The organism is Succinimonas amylolytica DSM 2873, assembly GCF_000378405.1.
Taxonomy (GTDB): Bacteria; Pseudomonadota; Gammaproteobacteria; order Enterobacterales; family Succinivibrionaceae; genus Succinimonas; species Succinimonas amylolytica.
Window position 1 is genome coordinate 240,414 of record NZ_KB899637.1, and the last position, 4,821, is coordinate 245,234.

Below are 4,821 nucleotides of genomic sequence, written 5' to 3' on the forward strand. Positions count from 1 at the left end.
GGAAAAGGAATGTCTGTCAGTTATGTAACCATTGGTAATATTCTAGAGGAGATGGGGTACAGTCTGCAGCAGAACCGGAAATATACAGAGAGCGGAAATGCAGGACCTGATCGGGATGCTCAGTTTCAGTACATCAACAATAAAGCCAAAGAATTCATGAACAATAAAAACCCGGTGATATCTGTTGATGCCAAGAAAAAAGAACTGATTGGCAGTTACAAGAATCCAGGAAAAGAATATGCCCCGAAAGGCAATCCGGCGAAGGTAAATGATCATGATTTTGAAGGTCCGTGTGGGAAAGCCTGCCCTTACGGCATTTACGATTTAAACTTCAATGAAGGGTTTGTCAATGTCGGGTTGAGCGCCGATACAGCAGAGTTTGCCGTCAACAGCATTCGGGAGTGGTGGCGAACAATGGGAGTTGAAAAGTATCCTGAAGCCACATGTCTGTATATCACCGCTGATGGAGGGGGAAGTAACGGCAGACGTAATAAACTATGGAAGACCAGCCTTCAGAGTTTTGCAAATGAAACAGGTTTGAATATCCACGTGTCCCACTTTCCGCCTGGTACCAGCAAGTGGAACAAAATTGAGCACCGTATGTTTGCCTTCATCAGCAAGAACTGGCGTGGGAGACCATTGGAAACAGTGGAGATCATCATTAATTTAATCAGTGCTACGACAACCTCGTCTGGATTAAAGGTTGCGTGCAAGTTGGATGAAAAAGTCTACGAGAAAGGAAAAGTGGTGTCTAATGAAGAACTTAGCGGGATAAATATCACCATGGACGACTGGCACGGTGAGTGGAACTATATCATAGCTCCCACAAACCAATAAAATTAAATTTAATTTTTAACAATTCCTAAGTATGTATGCGTCTACTCATTAACCCCAGTTTTGTATCAGCGTTTTATAAATGCCAAAAAAAGAACAGGGTTTACAGGCAAGTCCACCTCCGTCTTTGATCGTATCACTTTTCAAATTTCGTTACCGTGGATGGCCTCCAAGTTTATCCTTTCACCACCAGGCCACATCTCAAATGCATGGGCAGGCTCTAAGGCCTTATAGGTTTCAAGAGCGAAAACTTATGTACCGGACCATGAACTTACAACGGTCTAGTACTTTCTTTCATGGGGTATGTCAGGGATAAAACGGCCATACCCTGGGTGATTTGTTTGAAAAATTTATAGATGATTTTTTGAATAAGAATGATAATGCTTTTTGTAATAAATACATAGTAAAGAACTCAATACCAATCGTGTATTTTGGTAATTTAGAAAAATATAAGCGGTCGAAACGTAAGATTGTAACCATAGGCCTTAACCCATCAAATAATGAATTTGCTGAGAAGAGGTTTGAAATTATTGATTTTAAGAATGGCAATCGAAATGACAATATAGCAAGTTTACACAATACGCTTAATAGGTACTTTGAAGTAAACCCTTACAACAAGTGGTTCTATAATGGTGAATATGTTTTAAATGTTCTAGGGGCCACATATTATAAAAATCCAATTTATGATATGGGATTCGAGAACTATGATACAGCCGTTCATATTGATATCTATTCATCTATTGCAACTGACCCTACATGGGGAAATTTGGATGCGGGTGTAAAAAATGAACTGCAAAACATTACGCTGTTTAAAGAGTTGCTCCAATACCTTAATCCAGATGTGATTTTAGTTTCTGTCAACATGGATATTTTTAATCAGTGTTTTTATGATTATAGCTTTGTTGAGGCTAGGTTACAAAACCAAAATTTACCTACGATGCTTTACATAAAGAAGTATGTTCATAGTACAGGAACCCAATTGTTATGGGTATACAATAATCGAGGTAAGGCGTTTGGATTAAGTCATAATTTTATAAAAGATAATGTTCCGTCCTTGGTATTGTAACTATGAAAGCAAAGAACAATGCGCTGAGTAATGATGAAATAATGAAATTGGTAGAATTAGCTATTTCGCTATTTGTCACGAAAACAACAGAAGTTGAAAATGATAGGTATAAATCGTGGGAATATTGCTATCATAGTTTTATTTCGGCAAGAAATGTATCATCACCAGATTATGATATTTTAAGTTTGCACCTAGCTTTTTATCTTGCAAGTTGGGGAATGTACCGAGGATCTTCTTTTTTGCTTCAGAAGGATTACAAGATTCATACTCCAATTGTAAAAGAGTTGTTGAAATCTGATTATGATGAGTTAGCTGGCAAAGATTGGTCTAAAGCTTCGGAATTAGATAAAAATTTGAGTGTGTTAGAGAAACTTAAAAATGTTATTAATGCTTATTATGCACCGATTAGAAAAGACGTTGTTACAGATTTGAAGAATAATGAGAACGTTTCAGACGTTTTGATAACCAAAATTTTAATGGGGACTCTCGGTTGTGCTCCAGCATATGATAGATATTTTACAGCTGGTATTAAATCTTTGAATGTTTCAACAGGAAATTTTAATAAGAACTCTACTAAAAAATTGATTGAGTTTTACGCTGAAAATAGCGATAGATTTGAGCAACTTCGTAATTCTTTACCATGTGTTGATGGTAGCCCTATAAAGTACCCTGAAATGAAACTTGTTGATATGGGATTTTGGCTGATTGGATACGCAATAGAGTGGTGGAAAGAAAATCACAAAGGTGGACAATTGAGTTCTTTAACGTATGATTTCGTCAGAGGACTACTTCTAGCGGAAAAATAGCAACAGTCATTTACCCACTACCACAATACACGCATTCCGATCCGGTAAGTACCATAGCTAGACTGTTGTTGAATTAAGCGCATACTTTAGAGATGATTAAAATCAGAACTGACATGTTTATAGAAATACTAATGTCCAATTGGTAAATTAGAGCGTGATATGAAAAGAGATATACCAGATGTTGTTTTAAAGGATATTACCATGTTTGCTGAAAGAAATTCAGTAAATAAGGTTATCCTTTTTGGTTCTCGTGCCAGGGGAACAAATACTGAAAGAAGTGATATTGATCTTGCTGTTTATGGCGGAGACTTTGATTCGTTTTATTGGAACATCAATGATAACGTTAATTCACTATTATCTTTTGACATCATTAATGCCGATAAAAACATTTCAGAAAAATTAAAAATGGAGATTCAGAAGGACGGTATTGTAATTTATGAAAAAGTTTGAAAATTTCTCCAATTGCTTAAAAGTGTTGAAAAAGGCTGATTTTGAGCAGGCATCAGAAAGCGAAATATATAGAACCGGAGTAATAGCCCAGTTCAACCTAACATTTGAACTTTCCTGGAAAGCTCTTCAGGAAGTATTAAGAATTCACGGCGTTGAAGGAGCTGATGTCGGTTCTCCTCGAGAGATTCTCCAGCTTGCCTACAAGGTTGGTTTTATTTCTGATTCTGCAACATGGCTGCTGATGCTAAAAAAGAGAAACCTCTCTGTTCATGTATACAATGAAGATGAGGCAGATGAACTCGTGTCACTGATACGTGACAGTTTTATTTCGACATTCACGGTTCTTGAAGAAACATTGAAGACCAAAATCGCAAATACGGATAATGAACTTTAAGTCCACTACCCGCAATACACGCATTCTGAGCCGGCAAAGACCATGGCATAGGCTTTAACCGGTTTGCCCTTGAATTCCATGGCGGTTTTGTAGGTGTTGTCTGTTCGCTTGCTTTCAGCGTGATACTGCGGTGATGTTCCCGAAAACGCAAAGTTTGGGACGCTTGAAAAGATGTATGTTTAAACATGTTCCCTCAATATGTCAGTAAATCCGACATCAATTAAAAGGTCTCGGCACACGTCGAGACGGTAGTTTTACTGTCACGGGCAAAATAGACCGGCTATGAAAGCCCTTGAAATCAAAGGGAGCGCGGAGTTTGATGCTTTTTTGAGAATGTCTGTAAAGAGCGATTTTGGCTGTATGTGAAAACATATCAAGGTGGAGAGATACAGCATAGTTGTGTCTACTGTTTTATTATTGCGGTAAGGTTACGGTTATGTTATCCACCAAGGTGCAGAATCTTAGCTATAAAAATTTTATTGAAAGGGATAGAGAATGTCTAAAGAGCAGAACATCAAAGTATATAATGCTGCGTATGCGTATTTGAAAGAAATAACTCCTTTGGATGTAGTCTTGGAGAACTATTTCATTGGCGACAACAGAGATTTCGAGTCCCTAGAAGATTATATATGTCAGGTTCATCATTTCAGCACAAAACTATCAATACATGCCGAATGTGATCAAGTATGAGCAGCGGAAATCAAAAATTAAAGAAATACTCTTCGATTACAAGATTCAGCTGATTTCTGAGACCACTCCAGATGAACTTTATGAAAATTTTCTAGCAAATTTTAATGTTACGAGTGATATCCTCCAGAAGAAGCAAATGAATTGCTGGTACAAATGGAGCTGTTCGATAATTGACTCGGCAAAATTCGTCAGTGGATTTAAGGATGCTTCTGATTTTAACGAACTTGTTAAAAGGTTTAACTATAATACTTCTTCGAGAATTGCTTTGCCACTGCTTATTGCCACCAAGATAAAAGGAATCGGATTTGCTCTCGCCTGCGACTTGTTGAAAGAGTTAGGGTACACATACTACCCTAAACCGGATGTGCATATGATTGATGTGTTTCATGGTATAGGGTTGTGCGAAAAAGATCCTGTTTCAGTATTTGAGGCCATTGAAAGGATGGCTGCTGACTGTTGCACTGTCGATGAAGTGACGCCTTATAATGGAAATTTAGTGAGGTCGTGACCAGCTTTTGAGGTAATTCATGACTCCCTTTTCCGGTGAATCTTGATCGATGATTACGTCCGTTCCTGGAGAA

The 4,821-nt window shown here is 37.8% G+C and carries 6 protein-coding genes; all 6 read left to right on the top strand.

What is annotated here, in order from left to right; genetic code table 11:
• A partial coding sequence (locus F557_RS0110445) for an ISAzo13 family transposase (RefSeq protein ID WP_026297870.1) occupies positions 1–837 on the top strand: 837 nt, incomplete at its 5' end.
• Positions 838–1,198: 361 nt separating this feature from the next.
• Complete coding sequence (locus tag F557_RS0110450; protein ID WP_157617848.1) at positions 1,199–1,900, top strand: hypothetical protein; 702 nt, start codon at positions 1,199–1,201, stop codon at positions 1,898–1,900.
• 2 nt (positions 1,901–1,902) lie between these two features.
• Entirely contained in the window at positions 1,903–2,706 is an 804-nt protein-coding gene (locus tag F557_RS0110455) for a hypothetical protein (RefSeq protein WP_019002173.1), read from the top strand.
• A 159-nt stretch (positions 2,707–2,865) separates the two neighbouring features.
• A complete protein-coding gene (locus tag F557_RS0110460) occupies positions 2,866–3,156 on the top strand; it encodes a nucleotidyltransferase family protein (RefSeq protein ID WP_026297871.1) in 291 nt (96 codons plus the stop codon).
• Positions 3,143–3,550 carry an HI0074 family nucleotidyltransferase substrate-binding subunit gene (locus F557_RS0110465; protein ID WP_019002175.1) on the top strand — a complete coding sequence of 136 codons (408 nt, stop codon included), beginning with the start codon at positions 3,143–3,145 and terminating at the stop codon, positions 3,548–3,550. Before F557_RS0110460 ends, F557_RS0110465 begins: the two co-directional genes overlap by 14 nt.
• 676 nt (positions 3,551–4,226) lie before the next feature.
• Positions 4,227–4,748 carry a hypothetical protein gene (locus tag F557_RS0110475; protein WP_157617849.1) on the top strand — a complete coding sequence of 174 codons (522 nt, stop codon included), beginning with the start codon at positions 4,227–4,229 and terminating at the stop codon, positions 4,746–4,748.
• Positions 4,749–4,821 lie beyond the last annotated feature (73 nt).